Below are 15,127 nucleotides of genomic sequence, written 5' to 3' on the forward strand. Positions count from 1 at the left end.
GTATATCTGTAATGGTTATTGATGACGAATGGCCGGCGCTGGAGCAGATGCGTGAGCTGCTGCTTCAGTGTGACGGCATTTCCTCTGTTCTTGTGTATGATAATCCGCGCGAAGCTTTTACGGCTGCCGTAGAACATAAGCCCGACATTCTATTTCTGGACATCCAGATGCCTGAGCTGTCCGGCTTGGCTTTTGCCGAGAAGCTGCTGCCCTTCTCACCGGACACGGATATCGTATTCGTGACAGCGTACCGGAATTATGCCGTTGAAGCCTTTGAGCTGTCGGCGGTGGATTATCTGCTGAAGCCCGTAGACCCCCCGCGCCTGCTCAAGACGTGGAACAAGATACTCTCCAAGCGTATGCTGCCCGGCGCCACCGGGACAAGAAGTGCGGAAACGGCCTTCCGGCTTCTTGGCGGTTATGAGCTGACCGGTCCGCAGGGCGCCGTGAAATGGAGCACTCATAAGGCGGAGGAATTATTCGCCTATCTATGGATTCACAGACAGGGCAGCGTAAGTGTAATTCTGAATGATGTGTTTCCGCAATGGAACTATGAGAAGGGCAAGCAATATCTGCACACCACTGTCTATCAGATCCGCAAAACCTTAAAGAAGGCTGCGCTGGGGGACAGTATTGAGCTGACCTTCGACAGGGAAAACTACCGGCTGGAATCCAGGGGGATCGAAGGCGATACCGAAAGATTCATGGAGGCAGCCACGCTTGCACTGCAGAACAATCAGCCGGAGGAGATGCGTGTTGCTGCCGCCCAGTACACAGGGGATCTGCTGCAATCGCTGGACAGCCTCTGGGTGTATGCCTCCCGCGACAAATACCGCCGGATCTATCTTAAGCTGCTGGAGCAGCTTACCCTGGAGCTGATACAGTCCGGACGTCATTATGAAGCTGAAGATTACGCCGTACGCCTGGCCGAGCTGGAGCCGCTGGATGAGAGTTATGCCCTGCAATTGATCTCCATTTATTATGAAATCGGCAAGCCTCTGAGGGCGCAGCGAAAATTCACCGAATTCAGGGACTCCTACAAAGCCGAGACGGGCGATGACCTGCCGGAATGGTTCATGGAGGTCTATCAGCGCCTGGGTAAATAAGTGCTGAAGCATGTTCAAAGATTAAAGCACACTAAAAAAGCAGCTCCGGCTTCCTTCCTCCTGCCCGGGCTGCTTTTTAGCGCAAATATGTATATTTTGTGCTCATCGATTCGATATTTTATGTCATAGTTCGACGTTTATCAGCGTTTTATCAGTGACAATTGTTACCATTGTTCTTACACAGGTTGATTCAGGCACAGGATGCATGATTAGAGCTACGGAGGTTGAAGAATGAATACATGGACCGGATTCAAAAAAGTTGTCAAAACTACCCGATTGCTGCCGCTTATGATGTCGATGATTCGTGAGGTTACTGTAGATAGTACGGCTCCTGCGATGTCCGTAGAAGTTACCACGGATAAAAGCTCCTATTTACCCGGTGATGAAGTAACGGTACAGGTCCTTTTGCGGGATTTCGCTCCCAATGACCAAGGCTACAGCTATTTCAACTTCATTGTGCAATATGACAGTCAGGTATTCGACAACGCTGAATACACGCAGCAGTCTGTCTATATGGATGCAGACTATACTCCCGGCGATGAAGTGAATAATATCTTTCAGTTCAACTTCCAGAACCCGGTTGACGGCAGCATCTATCTCGGAATGAACACCACTATGCGCGGAATCGATATTCAGGTCGAAGCGGCCAATAAACTAAGCTGCATTCCGGCTGTAGACCAGACGCTGGTAACCTTTAAGCTGCGGGTCAGAGAACAGACACTTGCATCCTCCTCGACCATCAGTCTTGCTAATGAATTCACCAGAATCCGAACCTCTGAAGCAGGCAACAGCTTTTATCTATACTCGCCCGATGTTACAGAGATCACTCCAGCCCCTGTTGAAATTACCAGTTCCCCGTCCGTATCTGTCTTCTCATCCCCGGAGTCAACCAACCGTCTGGCATAGCGGAGTACCCCTCAAATCCAGATCCAGCTTCATATTACACTGCAGATTGGCAGCCGTCTCTCCTTCCTGTACTATAGCTGTATACATACTCAGGAAGCAGGTGGATTGTTATGCTGCATTCAGAACTTATAAAGTTACGGGCAACAACCCTGGAAGATCTCGACTTTGTCCTGGATGCCGAGGGGGCTGAGCTAAACCGCCGGTTCATCGGCCAGTGGAGCAGGGATCAGCACACAGCAGCTTTGGATGACGGAGATATTATGCACCTGATTGTTCAAGACTCAGCCGGGGAACGGGCCGGTTACGTGATCCTTACAGGAATTCAGGACCGTAATCTCACGGTCTGTATCCAGCGGATTGTCATTCAGACCAAGGGCTGCGGCTATGGAACAATGACACTGAAGCTGCTGACCAACTGGGTCTTCACCCATACAGATACTCACCGGCTGTGGCTGGACGTCAAAGATTATAACGCCAGAGCACAGCATGTCTATGAAGGGGCCGGCTTTAAACTGGAAGGCACCTTACGCGAGTGTGTACGGACTGAGGAAGGCTTCGAATCGCTGCAGATCATGTCTATCCTGCGACAGGAATACAGATACGAATAGTTACAGCAGAACAGCCGGTCAGCCCATGTTCAGGAGTGATCCGGCTGTCTTTATATTTAGAATGCCGGAACTACCGCCACGATAATATTGGCAAAAAGCCGCGATCCTAAGGTCGCAGCTCTCTATCCGTATTGCTGATTTACGTATGGGTTTCAATCGGAGCCGCCGGCTTGCTGCCGCCAAAGATCAGCGTCGTCACATGCTTGCGCGCATCTGCTGTAAGCAGCAGCAGCTCTACCGGTTCTCCGGCCGGCTCCCTGCGGATAAATCGGACCTTCGCGCCGTCCAGATCCTCGAAGATGCCGGTAACCGTATATCCCTGCAGCAGGAGGCTGTCAATCGCCTGCCGCTCTTGGTCGAACTCGTCGAATGCCGACATCTCAGATCACTCCTCCGCTGATTTCCGCCTGGGCCGGACGGGGCGCTTCCGCCTCGAAACGCTTGCGGTGCAAATATTTGCCCGCACCGGCTGTACCGACGAACGCCTTGTCGCGGATAACGAATTCTCCGCGGCTAAGCACAGACACCGGCTCCCCCTTAATCTGCATACCTTCAAAAGCATTATAATCCACATTCATATGATGAGTCTCAGCGGAGAGCGTTCTTTCTACCGCAGGATCGAAGATGACGATATCTGCGTCACTGCCTACAGCGATTGTGCCTTTTTGCGGGAACAGGCCGAACAGCTTGGCACTGGAGGTGGAGATAATATCCACGAACTTGTTAAGTGAAATGCGGCCCTTCTGCACACCTTCAGAGTAGAGTACGCTGAACCGGTCTTCGATGGTTGGCCCGCCGTTCGGAATCTTCGAGAAATCACCCAGTCCCAGATCCTTCTGTCCCTTGAAGTTAAAAGAGCACTGATCAGAACCTATCGTCTGCAGCGTGCCGCTCCACAGCGCATCCCATAATACGTCCTGATTCCACTGCTCGCGCAGCGGAGGAGACCAGACATACTTTGCCCCCTCGAAGTCCGGCTTCTCAAGCGCTGACTGGTCCAGCACCAGATACTGCGGGCAGGTCTCACCGTAGACGCGCAGCCCTTTCTTGCGGGCTTCCGCGATCTTCCAGGCGGCTTCGGCGCAGGTCACATGCACTACATAGAGCTGCGAATCCGTCAGCCCGGTTAAATATGCAGCCCGGCCGGTGGCCTCGCCCTCCAGCTCGGGAGGCCGGGTCAGCGCGTGATAGATCGGATCGGTGTTGCCGGCAGCCAGCGCCTGGTCGACCAGATACTCGATCACATCGCCGTTCTCGGCATGCACCATAACGAGTGCGCCTTCACGCTTGGCCGCCTGCAGCGTCTTGTACAGCACGCCATCATCGGCCTGGAACGTGTTCTTATAAGCCATGAACACCTTCAGCGAAGTGATGCCTTCCTTCTCAATAATCTGCGGCAGCTCGCCAAGCACCTTGTCGTTAAGCTCCGAGACCATCAGGTGAAAGCTGTAGTCAATGACTGCCTTATCCTGCGACTTGTCATGCCAGGTGTCTACCGCCTGCTGCAGCGGCTGGCCCTTGGTGGTCAGGCAGAAGTCGATAACCGTTGTGGTTCCGCCATAGGCAGCGGCCATCGTGCCGGTCTCGAAATCATCAGCAGTGACGGTACCGCCAAAAGGCATATCCAGATGCGTATGCGGGTCAATCCCCCCCGGAAATACGTAACAGCCGGAAGCGTCGACAATCTCGGCTCCCGGCGCTTCAAGGTTCAGGCCAATTCCGGTGATGATCCCATCTTCAATCAGGACATCCCCTGTATAAGTATCCGCTGCTGTGACGATAATGCCGTTCTTGATGATCTTCTTCATCTTAACCCACCTCCACTTCCGAATAAGAACCGTTTAATCCGCTAATGACCTGATTACGCTGATTCCAGGTCATCGGGGCCGCTCCGCTATCCAGTGCAACCATATCAATGGCACCTTCCGCCGGGCAGACAATCGAACACAGATTACAGCCTACACAGTCTTCCTCACGCACCTGCAGAATCGCCTTGCCTTCGGCATTCGTAAGCATGTCGATACATTGATGCGAAGCGTCCTCGCAGGCGATATGGCATTTATTGCAGTTGATGCAGTTATCCTCGTTAATCCGCGCAACCACTGTATAGTTGAGGTCGAGATCGCCCCAGTTGGAATACTTGGGCACCGACTTGCCGATCAGTTCCATGACGGAAGCCAGCCCTTTCTCATCCAGGTAATTATTCAGGCCGTCGATCATCTCCTCCACAATCCGGAAGCCATGATGCATAACCGCCGTACAGACCTGAATGCCGGTGGAGCCCATCAACATGAACTCTACGACATCCTGCCAGGTGGAGATGCCGCCGATTCCGGAAATCGGAACACCAACCGCACGGTCACGGGCACATTCCGCCACCATGCTGAGGGCAATCGGCTTCACTGCCGGACCGCAGTAGCCGCCGTGCGCACCCTGTCCGCCGACATTCGGGATCGTGTTCCAGCTGTGAATATCCACTCCGGCCAGGCTGTTGATCGTATTGATCAGGCTGATCGCATCCGCGCCGCCCTTGACGGCATGCCGGGCTACGACCGTAATGTCGGTGATATTCGGCGTCAGCTTCACAATGACCGGTGTTGTCGCCACTTCCTTGACCCAGGTGGTCTGGGCCTGCACCAGATCGGGCTGCTGGCCGGAGGCTGCGCCCATTCCGCGCTCGGCCATCCCGTGCGGACAGCCGAAGTTGAGCTCAAGGCCGTCTACACCGACCGCTTCGACGCGCTTGACGATTTCATGCCATTTCTCCTGCTTGGGCTCAACCATCAGCGAAGCGATAATCGTATTGTTCGGGAATCTCTTCTTCGTCTCATAGATTTCCTTGAGGTTAACCTCCAGCGGACGGTCGGTAATGAGCTCGATATTGTTGAAGCCCGCTACACGCTGCCCGTTAAAATGAACGGCGGCAAACCGCGAGGAGGTGTTAATGACCGGCTCGCCCAGCGTTTTCCACACCGCGCCGCCCCAGCCCGCTTCGAATGCACGCTGCACCTGATAACCTGTATTGGTAGGCGGCGCAGAGGCCAGCCAGAACGGATTCGGTGACTTGATTCCTGCAAAATCAATACTGAGATCTGCCATTGATTTCCCTCCCTGTCTTATGAAATCTATACCGCAGAGCCAACCACACTGTCCTGATGGCCCGACATTTGCTTCACAATCGCATAGGCGGCCTCCTTGCCCTGCTGGGCGGCGGAGACAACCATCGCTTCACCTGCACCGGAACCGAAGACGATATCACCGGCAGCATAGATCTGCGGATCAGAGGTACGCCCGGTTGCCCCGTCAATCTTCACTACACCCCGGTGATGCTCCAGGCCCAGCGCTTCAATGAGGTCAATCCGCCGCTTCTGCCCGATCGCCACAACTACCGCGTCCACGGGCAGGATGAATTCGGAGCCCTCCACCGGCATCGGAGCAAGGCGGCCGTCCGGACCGGTCTCGCCCGTCAGCTTCATCTGCACGCATTCCAGCCCGGTAACATTGCCAAGCTCGTCCCCGACAATCCGCTTCGGCAGGGTCAGCCAGCTGAACTCCACGCCTTCCTGCTTGGCGAATTCATATTCGAAGTCATAGGCCGTCATCTCCGTACGGGTCCGCCGGTAGACCATCTTCACGTTCGCTGCGCCAAGCCGCACGGAGCAGGTAGCCGCATCGATCGCCGTGTTGCCTGCGCCAATGACAGCAACGCGCCGGCCCATCAGCTCCAGGGTAGGAATCCCGGTCTTCGTGGTTTCCACCAGCTCTATCGCATCATAGACACCGGACAGCTTCTCGCCCTCGATGCCCAGCGGAGGGACATAGCCCATGCCTGCAGCCAGCACAATAGCGTCATATCCGGCCTTCAGCTCTTCTACAGAGATATCCACTCCGACCTTCATTCCGGTGCGGATCTCTACACCCAGCTTCTCTACCTGCTCTACTTCCCACAGGGAGATAGACTGCGGCAGCCGGAAAGATACGATCCCATGCGTATCGAGGCCTCCTGCCAGCTGCTTCGCTTCATAGATCACCACCTGGAAGCCTTCCCGCGCCAGCTCTCTGGCTGCAGACAGCCCTGCCGGTCCGCCGCCGATCACGGCAACTTTTTTGCCGTTGGGACTGCCAGCCTTGAATAACTGAACTCCGCTGCTGATCGCCCAGTCAGTAGCGTAACGCTGCAGCAGGCCAATCTGAATCGGCGCCGAAGCGTCATTCAGGACACAGGCACCCTCGCACAGCTCTTCGGTAGGGCATACGCGGGCGCAGCTGGCGCCTACCGGATTGGAATCCATAATCGTCTGCGCCGAACCCTTGAGGTTATCGGTGGCGATTCTTTTGATGAAGGAAGGGATATTAATGCTGGTCGGACAGGCCTTGATACAAGGGGCATCATAACAATACAGACAGCGGTTGGATTCCTCGATTGCACCTTTGCGGGTAAGTCCCGGCTCAGCCTCGGCAAAATTGCGCATGAACATATCAGGTGTGAACGTTAACGGTGAAGCCTGCTCCATCGGTTATCCCTCCTTCTGTATGATAGCTTCCGCTTTCGAATCAGGTTTGTGTTATATAATATAACATTATTACGATGATTGCCTTAATATTTTACTTACTTATCAGGATTATTGTAGTAAAATGAACTCTAAGCCAACATCAACACTGATTCATATTCAATATTGAGTCATATTTCCTGACATTCTATATTCAAACTATAGCCAATTCGATTTTTCGTTACATTAGACACATTGTCTAATTTCAAAAGTCTATTTTTTACCTGTGGGAATGTGCTGAGAATGGAGAAGCCGCGCAGGCGGGCTGCAAGGCATACGTTCAACGAGGGGGAAGCTTATGGATTGGGAACTTGTATTTACGATCCGCGATGCGCTGAAGAGACCGCTGTTTGCGGAAGCGGAGCTGATTGGAGGAAGAAACGGCCTGAACCGGGCGGTCCGCTGGGTGCATGTGCTGGAGAGCTCAAGCTTCGACAGCCTGATTCACGGAGAAGAGATGATTCTGACCACCGGGATGAGCGCAAGCTCTGATTTAGCCGCTTCATTATCTTTTATGCAGAATTTGATCGATAAGAACGCCGCATGTTTATGCATTGAGCTTGGAGCGTATTTCAGCTCGATTCCGCAGGAAATGATTGATCTGGCTAACCACCACGACTTCCCGCTGATACAGTTTACCCGCACTGTGCGTTTTGTTGATATCACACTCGATCTGCATTCCCTCATCATCAACCGCCATCACCGCATGCTGCAGGAGCTGGAGAGCATCTCCCGCGAATTCCACCGTCTGACGCTGACCTCCCAGGGGACCCTTAAGGTATTGCAGTTACTATGCAAAAGCACCCGCACACAGATTGTCTATATGCAGCTTCAGGGTAAACCCCTGTTCTTCCCGGCCCTGCCGCCCGAGGAGCAGCAGCCGCTGCTGAGTTTCTTCGAGGCCTTCAGTGAAGAAATGGAGGGCGTTCAACCGGATGCCGCACCGCATATCCGTGAGTATGGCCATAAGACCATTGCCCTGAAGCCAGTCGGAGCCTTGGACCAGACCTGGGCCTATATCCTAATGGTCTGCAATCACAAGCCGCAGGAATTCGACTGCCTGCTGCTGGATTCCGCCTCCCTGTCGATCGCCCAGGAGCTGCTGCGCACGCGGTATATGGAGGAACGCAAGCTTTTCTCCGAGAATCTGTGGGTGGATGAGCTCGTTAGCGGCCGCGGCCAGGATGATAACCGCCTCAAAGGGCTGGTCGGACCCGACTTCAACGTGGTTAACGAGCTGCCGTACCGCGTATGCCTGATCGAGATTGAGAACCCGCGTGACGTCAAATGGAACAGCTCGGAGAATGACTGGGAATCGATCACCTTCCATCTCTCGCTCATTCTGCGCTCGATCTTCGAGAAGTACTCCCTGCGCCCGCTGATTACGCTGAAGAATAACCGGCTGACTGTCATTGCGCTGGATATCCAGTCCAAGCTGCCCGGCAAGCTGCGTCTGCAGCAGGCGCTCGATTCCCTGCAGCATATCCGCTCGGATGAGAAGCTGAAGGACCTGCAGCTCGTTACCGGAGTCAGCAAGTCCCATAGAGGTCTGAAACATGCCCATGCCGGATACCAGGAAGCCGTACAAGCGCTGTCTCTCTATTCTTGTTACCAGAAGTCCATTCTGTTCTATGAAGAGCTTGGCGTCTTCCAGCTGCTGCTGAGCCTGAACGACGGCAAGACGCTGGAGAATTTCATCCGCAGCTATCTCGGCCCGCTGATCGACCACGATGAGGCCAAGGGCAGCGAGCTGATGCTGACACTGCGCGTCTACCTCGACCATGACGGCTCGAAGCAGATTGCCGCGCGGAATCTGTTCATTGTACGGCAATCCCTCTACTACCGGCTGGACAAAATCACCGAGCTGCTCGGCGAGGACTTCATGCTTCCGGAGAACCGGATCTCCATTCAAGTGGCCCTGCGGGCTTACCAGTTCCTGTACCCGGAGAAGTTCAGTCTGCCCAGCTCCCGTTCAGCACAGCTTTGAAGGTGTCGATAATGAACTGAATATCCTCATCGGTGGAGGATAAAGGAGGAGCGAACGTGAGGACATTATTGAAGCCCGCTACCGTATCCCCGTTCTTGCCGATGATCAGCCCCTTGGATTTGCATTCCGCGATAATACCCTTGACGATGCTGAGGTCAGCAGGCTGTTTGGTGGCTTTATCCGCTACCAGCTCGATGCCAAGCACCAGCCCGAAGCTGCGGATATCGCCTACCAGCTTATGATCCAGAAGACTAGCGAATTCATCGGCCAGCCTTGAGCCCAGAATGGCGGCGCGCTCCACCAGATTCTCCTGCTCCAGAATCTCCAGATTACTTAGCGCAAGTGCACAGGCAGCCGGATTGCCGCCGAAGGTATTAACATGACGGAAGTGGCCGTAGTCATCGCTGTTATCCTTGAAGGCTTCATAGATCTCCTTGCGCACCGCTGTGGCCGACAATGGCAGATAGGCACTCGTCAGCCCCTTAGCCATCGTGACAATATCCGGCTTGATACCGAAGTTGTGGTGGCCGAACTTGCGGCCGGACCGCCCGAAGCCGCAGATCACCTCATCGATGATCAGCAGCACGCCGTGGGTGTTGCAAATCTCCTGCACCCGGTCCAGGTAGACCTGATGCGGCACAATGACGCCGCCGCCGGTAATGACCGGCTCCATAATCACCGCCGCGACCGACTCCACGCCCTCCCAGATGATCATGTCCTCAATAGCCTGCGCACACTGGAGGTTAAACGCTTCTTCCGTCATGCCTTCAGGACGGCGGTAGCTGTCAGGCGGAGCCACATGCAGGAATCCGCCGCCCAGCGGTTCATATTTGTATTTGCGCTGCGCCTGGCCGGTCGCCGACAGGGAGCCCATCGAGCTTCCGTGATATCCGCGGTAGCGGGCAATGAATTTATGACGGTAAGGCTGGCCGGTCTGCTGCTGGTACTGGCGGGCGATTTTGAAGGCGGCTTCATTGGCTTCCGAGCCGCTGTTGGAGAAGAAGATGACATAATCGTCCTCCAGCCATTCGTTCAGCTTCTCCGCCAGGGCGATCGCCGGCATATGACTCTGTGTCAGCGGGAAATACGGCAGGGTCAGCAGCTGATTGTACGCCGCTTCCGCCAGCTCCTTACGACCGTACCCGACATTCACACACCATAGCCCGGACATCCCGTCCAGAAATTTGTTGCCATCAATATCGGTAACCCATGAACCGCTTGCGGATGCGGCTATCATCGGCGGGTTCTGCTCGCTGTATGGTGTAATATTATGCCATAAATACTGCTGATCCTTCTTGAGCAACTGCTCGCTTTCTTTGCCCAGGCTCTGCACGACACTCTCTCCTCTCGGAATCCCATTTGATATTTGTATGAATCAACTAATAACGCGCGGTGACCATTTTCTTGCGGGTGTAGAATTCAACGCCGTCGCGGCCATTGGCATGCAGATCGCCATAGAACGACTTCTTGTAGCCTGAGAACGGGAAGAATGCCATCGGGGCCGGTACACCCAGATTAACCCCCAGCATCCCGGCATCGATCTCTTCGCGGAACTCGCGGATCGCCTTGGCGCTGTCCGTATAGATACAGGCCCCATTGGCAAAAGGCGACTCATTCGTGACGGCTATCGCCTCCGCCAGGTCCTTAACCCGCACTACAGACAGCAGGGGCGCGAAGATTTCATCACGCCAGATCGCCATGCCCGTCTGCACATGGTCAAAGATCGTCGGGCCGATGAAATAGCCGCTGCCAGCAGCAGCAGCCGCATCCTTCCTGCCGTCCCGCACCAATTCCGCCTGCTCGGCAAGCCCTGTCTCGATGTAGGCAATCGTCCGGTCCTTGTTCGACTGCCGGATGACCGGCCCCAGGAACACGCCGTCTTCCTTGCCGTCCCCGATCTTCAGTCCGTCGGCCGCCTCCTTCAGACGGTTCACCAGTTCGTCCGCGATTGTCTCATGCACCGCGACCACCGAGCAGGCCATACAGCGCTCACCCGCTGAGCCGAAGGCGGCGGAAATGATATTCTTCACTGCGTTGTCGAGATCCGCATCAGGCAGCACGATCGAATGGTTCTTGGCTCCGGCCAGCGCCTGGACCCGCTTGCCGTGCGCCGTACCCTGCTTATATACATATTCCGCCACCGGCTGTGAGCCGACGAAGGAAATCGCCTTCACCTCTTCATGTTCCAGCAGACCATTCACGACCTCATGTGCGCCATGCACCACATTCAGTACCCCCGGCGGAAACCCCGCCTCAGCGAACAGCTCTGCCAGCCGGCCCACCAAGAGCGGCGTCCGCTCGGAGGGCTTCAGCACAAAGGTATTGCCGCAGGCAATCGCCAGCGGGAACATCCAGCAGGGCACCATCATCGGGAAGTTGAACGGGGCGATGCCGCCGATTACCCCCAGCGGGTAGCGGTACATCCCGGATTCCACACCTGTAGCGATATCCGGCAGCTGGCTGCCCATCATCAGTGTGGGAATGCCGGCGGCAAATTCCACACATTCAATACCGCGCTGTACCTCGCCCAGCGCTTCCTCCAGGCTTTTGCCGTTCTCCAGCGTGATCAGCTCCGCCAGCTCATTCCAGTGCTGCACCAGCAGCTGCTGGTACTGGAAGAAATAGCGCGCCCGGCGCGGTACAGCTACTCTTTTCCACGATGCATAGGCCTCTGAGGCTGCCTGTACGGCAACGTTCAGCTCAGCACGGCTGGAGATCGGCACATAAGCAATCACTTCGCCCGTTGCCGGATTGAACACCTCCTCTTCCTGCCCGGATGAGGATTCCACCCAAGCACCATTCACATAGTTCTTCACTTTACCGGCCTGCCCCACGAGCAGAGACATAGTCTGCACCTCTTTCCATATTCTGGGCTGTTTAATAGATGACCGCCGTGCCCGGGCGGCCATCTATTATAGCTATATAAGCTGAACTTAAGAATGATGCCCTGCTGATTCTTAAACTCACTATATATAGAAGGAAATTGGTTATTTTGCCGCCATCTCGACAATTTCGTTCGTATAGGCTGCATTCACATCAGATGCCGTCTTGATTACACCGAATTTGAGCGCAATATCGGCTGTCTGCTGGAATGCCGCTGCATCCGTATAACCCATCTTGGAAGCATCGAAGCCCTCCGGCTGAATCAGCTTGGCAACTTCAGTCATCATCGTCAGCTGATGCTCGCGGGACGTGCTGCCTTCTTCCGCAAGCTTCATTACACTGTCAACAGCCGCTTCAGGATCGGCAATCGCATCTGCCCAGCCCTTGAGGGAAGCACGGACGAATTTGGCTGCCGTTTCTTTATTGGCATCCAGCCATTCCTTGTTGGCGAACAGGTTGTCTTCGAGCATCGCCACACCCTCGTCATTCATGTCGATTACGCTCAAATCCTCTGCCTTGATGCCTGATTCCAGCACCACCTGATATTCGTTGTAGGTCATGGCCGATGCCGCATCGATCTCACCGCCGAGGAACTGGTCCATGGTGAAGCCCTGCTTGGTGAAGTTCAGATCCTTATTAGAATCCAGTTTGTATTTATCAAAGAGGGCCAGAATTTCGAACTCGTTACCGCCCATCCAGTTGCCGACCTTCTTGCCCTTCAGGTCAGCCGGTGTAGCGATACCCGCATCCTTCTTGGATACCAGCACCAGGCCGCTCTTCTGGAAGATCTGGGCGATCTGCACCAGCGGCATTTCCTGCTCCTGGCTGGTCAGCAGACTCGCCACCCAGTCTACGCCGATATCCGCCGAACCGCCCGCCACCTGCTGCTCCGGCACGATATCCGGACCGCCGGGCAGAATCTCAACCTTCAGCCCTTCTTTGGCATAGTAACCTTTGTCCTGGGCTAAGAAGTAGCCGGCGAACTGCGCCTGCGGAACCCACTTGAGCTGCAGCTTCACGGTAACCGGATCAGCCGCCGGTTCTGTGGTTGCCGCCGCTTCCGGCGAAGCCGCAGCCGTATTGCCCGCTGTCGCCTCTGCCGCAGGAGCATTATTGTTGTTGCCGCCGCAGCCTGCCAGTAGTGAAATCATCATAATAACCGCCGCCATCATTAACCCGCCACGAAATTTGCTTTTTTTACCGTTCATCTCAGCAACTCCCCCTACCAAATTGAGTTTTGTAATCCGGCCAAACACAGCATGGTTGCCATCGTGATGCTCTATGCATACGGTCATGCGTTGACAGCTTCTCTATATCCCGTCAGCGCAGAAGCCGGATGTAACAGGTACAGGGTGTTACGGTTGTTGCAAGTGTTACGCACGCTGGGAGGGATGCCATTTGATGAATGCCTTCTCCAGCCGTTCAACGGCCAGGTAAAAGATGACTCCGGCAATGGCTGCCAGCACAATGCAGGACCAGCCCAGCGGCATTTTGGCCACCTTAATGGAGTTGGAGAGCAGATAGCCCAGTCCCCGCGAGGAGAAGAAGAACTCCCCGACAATGGCTCCGATCATACTCGCCGTAGCGTTGATCTTCAGCGCAGTGAATACATAGGGCAGGCTGTTCTGAATCCGCAGATAGCGGAATACTGCCGGTTTGCCCGCTGCATAGGAATGCATCAGGTCAAGGGCCAGCGGATCAACAGCCGCCATACCCTTGTAGGCATTGATGGCCATGGCTGCCATCGTGGTTGCGGTAACAATAGCGGCCCGTGAGCCGATGCCGTCACCAAACCACAGGTTCATGATCGGGGCAAGCGCCACGATCGGCACGGCATTCAGCGCAGCAACCATGGTCAGGCTGCCCCCGCCCCAGCGGGGCCAGGCCGTTGCGGCCAGCGCAATGAGGAAGCCGCAGGCTGAACCGATCAGCATGCCAAGGACGGCTTCAGTGAGGGTATATCCGGTGTAAGAGAGCAGCAGGCTGAAGTTGTCCCGCATAGCTTCCGCTATGGCCGAGGGCAACGGCAGCTGATATTTCTTCAAATCGAAGATTCGGTGAAACACTTGATATTCCCACAACACCAGGAATATCAGCCCGGCCAGGAGGGGAAGGATGATTCCGGGATTCAGCCGCCGCAAGGGACGGCGGGGATTCTTTTGCTTCCCTGGTTCTGATGAAATTCCGTTGTTAGATGCCGGGATTGGAGCAGAACCCGCCTCCGTGCCGGCAGAAGTAATGAATGGGATATCGCGTACAGAATTGCTTGCCATCAGCGGCTCCCTCCTTTGGGACGGAATTCCGGCTGCCAAGGCGCCACCAGACGTTCGGCCAGGCTCATCAGCCAGTAGCTTGCCATGCCGAGCAGGGCGCCGACCAGTACGGTGGACCAGAACATATACGTATGGGAAGGGCCATAGTAGAGATTGCGGAGCATAATTACACCGATGCCATGCTGCGCACCCATCAGCTCAACGAGAATAGCGCCTGTTACAGCCAGCGGTGCAGCAATCTTCAGGCCGCTGAACAGACCCGGCAGCGCTGCGGGGAAACGCAGCTTCCAATAGACTGCCCAAGGCTTAGCAGCATAGGAATGCATCAGCTCCAGCGCGGATAGATCCACACTGCGCAGTCCGCGCAGCATGTTAAGCGCCACCGGGAAAAAGGTGATATACCCGGATATAATAATCCGCGACACCTGCTCGTCGCGTACAATGCCGTAGATAATCGGCGCCAGGCCAAGGATTGGAATCATCTGCGAAGCAATGGCATAGGGGAAGGCAAGCTGTTCTATTGTCTTCGACAGGCTCATCAGCACTGCCAGAATGACCCCGGCCAGCGCTCCGATCAGAAATCCGACACCGGCATTGCCGAAGGTGGCCCCGCCCTCTTGCAGGAGCGTCCCGCTATACTTCCAGAGGGTTGCGGCCACTTCATGGACATAAGGCAGCTTAGACTGGGCGAGCGGTGTCTTCGCTACATTCAGCAGCCACCATGAGACAGCCTCCCAGACCACCAGCAAACCAAAGATCCAGACGAATAGCGGCAGCACGCGCTCCCGCATAAACGCACTGTTCTGCTTCATGC

Annotated in this window: 13 protein-coding genes; 4 read left to right on the forward strand and 9 right to left on the reverse strand. The window is 55.2% G+C overall.

Going from position 1 to position 15,127, the window contains the following annotated elements:
- The first annotated feature begins 11 nt into the window (after positions 1-11).
- The 3 genes from NSU01_RS33700 to NSU01_RS33710 all read left to right on the forward strand — a co-directional run bounded on the left by NSU01_RS33700 (position 12) and on the right by NSU01_RS33710 (position 2,620).
- On the forward strand, positions 12-1,106 hold the full coding sequence (locus NSU01_RS33700; RefSeq protein WP_076247663.1) for a response regulator: 1,095 nt from the start codon (positions 12-14) through the stop codon (positions 1,104-1,106).
- Between the two features lie 231 nt (positions 1,107-1,337).
- Complete coding sequence (locus NSU01_RS33705; protein ID WP_076247665.1) at positions 1,338-2,012, forward strand: hypothetical protein; 675 nt, start codon at positions 1,338-1,340, stop codon at positions 2,010-2,012.
- 110 nt (positions 2,013-2,122) lie between these two features.
- Positions 2,123-2,620: a GNAT family protein gene (locus NSU01_RS33710; protein WP_042140326.1), complete on the forward strand. Its 498-nt coding sequence runs from the start codon at positions 2,123-2,125 to the stop codon at positions 2,618-2,620.
- 139 nt (positions 2,621-2,759) lie between these two features.
- Here NSU01_RS33710 and NSU01_RS33715 read toward each other — a convergent pair whose 3' ends face one another.
- From NSU01_RS33715 to NSU01_RS33730, 4 genes are read right to left on the reverse strand one after another with little or no spacing between them, the layout of a single operon-like run.
- On the reverse strand, positions 2,760-2,999 hold the full coding sequence (locus NSU01_RS33715; RefSeq protein WP_042140327.1) for a hypothetical protein: 240 nt from the start codon (positions 2,997-2,999) through the stop codon (positions 2,760-2,762).
- Position 3,000: 1 nt separating this feature from the next.
- The gene (hydA, locus tag NSU01_RS33720; protein ID WP_076247667.1) at positions 3,001-4,428 is read right to left on the reverse strand and encodes a dihydropyrimidinase; all 1,428 of its coding nucleotides are present in this window, start codon (positions 4,426-4,428) and stop codon (positions 3,001-3,003) included.
- 1 nt (position 4,429) lies between these two features.
- A complete protein-coding gene (preA, locus tag NSU01_RS33725; RefSeq protein ID WP_076247670.1) occupies positions 4,430-5,719 on the reverse strand; it encodes an NAD-dependent dihydropyrimidine dehydrogenase subunit PreA in 1,290 nt (429 codons plus the stop codon).
- Between the two features lie 26 nt (positions 5,720-5,745).
- The gene (locus NSU01_RS33730; protein ID WP_083705705.1) at positions 5,746-7,134 is read right to left on the reverse strand and encodes an NAD(P)-dependent oxidoreductase; all 1,389 of its coding nucleotides are present in this window, start codon (positions 7,132-7,134) and stop codon (positions 5,746-5,748) included.
- Between the two features lie 334 nt (positions 7,135-7,468).
- On the opposite strand from NSU01_RS33730, the gene NSU01_RS33735 reads away from it, so the two are divergent.
- A complete protein-coding gene (locus NSU01_RS33735; protein WP_042140331.1) occupies positions 7,469-9,157 on the forward strand; it encodes a PucR family transcriptional regulator ligand-binding domain-containing protein in 1,689 nt (562 codons plus the stop codon).
- Here NSU01_RS33735 and NSU01_RS33740 read toward each other — a convergent pair.
- From NSU01_RS33740 to NSU01_RS33760, 5 genes are all read right to left on the reverse strand, one after another.
- The gene (locus NSU01_RS33740) at positions 9,123-10,490 is read right to left on the reverse strand and encodes an aspartate aminotransferase family protein (RefSeq protein ID WP_076247672.1); all 1,368 of its coding nucleotides are present in this window, start codon (positions 10,488-10,490) and stop codon (positions 9,123-9,125) included. The two genes, NSU01_RS33735 and NSU01_RS33740, sit on opposite strands and share 35 nt — an antisense overlap.
- 46 nt (positions 10,491-10,536) lie before the next feature.
- Entirely contained in the window at positions 10,537-12,003 is a 1,467-nt protein-coding gene (locus NSU01_RS33745; RefSeq protein WP_076247675.1) for a CoA-acylating methylmalonate-semialdehyde dehydrogenase, read from the reverse strand.
- A gap of 141 nt (positions 12,004-12,144) precedes the next feature.
- Complete coding sequence (locus NSU01_RS33750) at positions 12,145-13,248, reverse strand: ABC transporter substrate-binding protein (RefSeq protein WP_076247677.1); 1,104 nt, start codon at positions 13,246-13,248, stop codon at positions 12,145-12,147.
- 165 nt (positions 13,249-13,413) lie between these two features.
- A complete protein-coding gene (locus tag NSU01_RS33755; RefSeq protein WP_083705706.1) occupies positions 13,414-14,313 on the reverse strand; it encodes an ABC transporter permease in 900 nt (299 codons plus the stop codon).
- Complete coding sequence (locus NSU01_RS33760; protein ID WP_076247680.1) at positions 14,313-15,125, reverse strand: ABC transporter permease; 813 nt, start codon at positions 15,123-15,125, stop codon at positions 14,313-14,315. Before NSU01_RS33760 ends, NSU01_RS33755 begins: the two co-directional genes overlap by 1 nt.
- Positions 15,126-15,127: the final 2 nt, after the last annotated feature.

The sequence above is a fragment of the Paenibacillus sp. FSL H8-0259 genome (assembly GCF_037963255.1).
Lineage (GTDB): Bacteria > Bacillota > Bacilli > Paenibacillales > Paenibacillaceae > Paenibacillus_AQ > Paenibacillus_AQ phytohabitans.

What these genes read in the sequence shown, in the direction of transcription:
- NSU01_RS33715 (WP_042140327.1), bottom strand. Translation starts at nt 2,999, where the DNA reads ATGTCGGCATTCGACGAGTTCGACCAAGAGCGGCAGGCGATTGACAGC.
- preA (WP_076247670.1), bottom strand. Translation starts at nt 5,719, where the DNA reads ATGGCAGATCTCAGTATTGATTTTGCAGGAATCAAGTCACCGAATCCG.
- NSU01_RS33710 (WP_042140326.1), top strand. Translation starts at nt 2,123, where the DNA reads ATGCTGCATTCAGAACTTATAAAGTTACGGGCAACAACCCTGGAAGAT.
- NSU01_RS33705 (WP_076247665.1), top strand. Translation starts at nt 1,338, where the DNA reads ATGAATACATGGACCGGATTCAAAAAAGTTGTCAAAACTACCCGATTG.
- NSU01_RS33745 (WP_076247675.1), bottom strand. Translation starts at nt 12,003, where the DNA reads ATGTCTCTGCTCGTGGGGCAGGCCGGTAAAGTGAAGAACTATGTGAAT.
- NSU01_RS33760 (WP_076247680.1), bottom strand. Translation starts at nt 15,125, where the DNA reads ATGAAGCAGAACAGTGCGTTTATGCGGGAGCGCGTGCTGCCGCTATTC.
- NSU01_RS33755 (WP_083705706.1), bottom strand. Translation starts at nt 14,313, where the DNA reads ATGGCAAGCAATTCTGTACGCGATATCCCATTCATTACTTCTGCCGGC.
- NSU01_RS33750 (WP_076247677.1), bottom strand. Translation starts at nt 13,248, where the DNA reads ATGAACGGTAAAAAAAGCAAATTTCGTGGCGGGTTAATGATGGCGGCG.
- hydA (WP_076247667.1), bottom strand. Translation starts at nt 4,428, where the DNA reads ATGAAGAAGATCATCAAGAACGGCATTATCGTCACAGCAGCGGATACT.
- NSU01_RS33735 (WP_042140331.1), top strand. Translation starts at nt 7,469, where the DNA reads ATGGATTGGGAACTTGTATTTACGATCCGCGATGCGCTGAAGAGACCG.
- NSU01_RS33700 (WP_076247663.1), top strand. Translation starts at nt 12, where the DNA reads ATGGTTATTGATGACGAATGGCCGGCGCTGGAGCAGATGCGTGAGCTG.
- NSU01_RS33730 (WP_083705705.1), bottom strand. Translation starts at nt 7,134, where the DNA reads ATGGAGCAGGCTTCACCGTTAACGTTCACACCTGATATGTTCATGCGC.